Origin of the sequence: Helicobacter saguini (assembly GCF_000762875.2) — a bacterium.
Classification (GTDB): Bacteria; Campylobacterota; Campylobacteria; order Campylobacterales; family Helicobacteraceae; genus Helicobacter_A; species Helicobacter_A saguini.
Genome location: NZ_JRMP02000059.1, coordinates 1 through 692, shown reverse-complemented (window position 1 = coordinate 692; position 692 = coordinate 1). Strand labels below are relative to the sequence as shown.

2 pseudogenes are annotated in these 692 nt (G+C 25.7%); both read left to right on the top strand.

The features are described from left to right. A pseudogene (locus tag LS64_RS12690) lies at window positions 1-473 on the top strand (lipase family protein); the annotation flags it as partial. A gap of 8 nt (window positions 474-481) precedes the next feature. Continuing rightward, window positions 482-692, top strand: a pseudogene (locus LS64_RS12150) (hypothetical protein); the annotation flags it as partial.

Here is a 692-nt window from a genome sequence, read left to right as displayed (position 1 = left end):
TAAATAAAGCTTTGCAAGAAGGAGATTATGATGATAATAATCCCATAAGTGTTAATAATCCACCACATTGGCTTTATGCTACTATAGATAAAACACTTTTTGAAGCTACAAGTAAAACTAATGATAATAAAAAGTTGATTAAAAATGATGCTAGTGATGTAATTGATGGAATCTTGTATTTACAAGATAATGAAATATACATAAAAATCTTAAGCAAAAATGAGATTATAAATATCAACATAAACTCACCTTTAGCTAATTTATTTGCCTTGCATGAAGCAATATTTTTTACAAGTGTAGATAAAGCAGGAAAGCCACTTATAAGCAATAATGAAATAGCAAATAAACTAATAGGATACATAACACCTAGAACGCAAATATTTTGCAATAATTTAAAAGAAAATAGTAAAGATGTTATCATTAAATGCTATATTAATAAAACGCTTGAATATTACCCAGAATCTATCAAATAGGAAATGCTATGAAAAATAAGTTTAAACCACAAAGATTTAGAATCTTGCAGCATAATAGCGATATAATCATTAGCATAGAAAAATCAAATCTTAGCATTGATATAAAAGAACTTTTATCAATCATAAACATTCATACAAAACAAGATAAACAAAGCCTAGATGAATATAATATCTTTATATCATTTTATGGTGTAATCTTACAAGGTGGGATAGAATCTA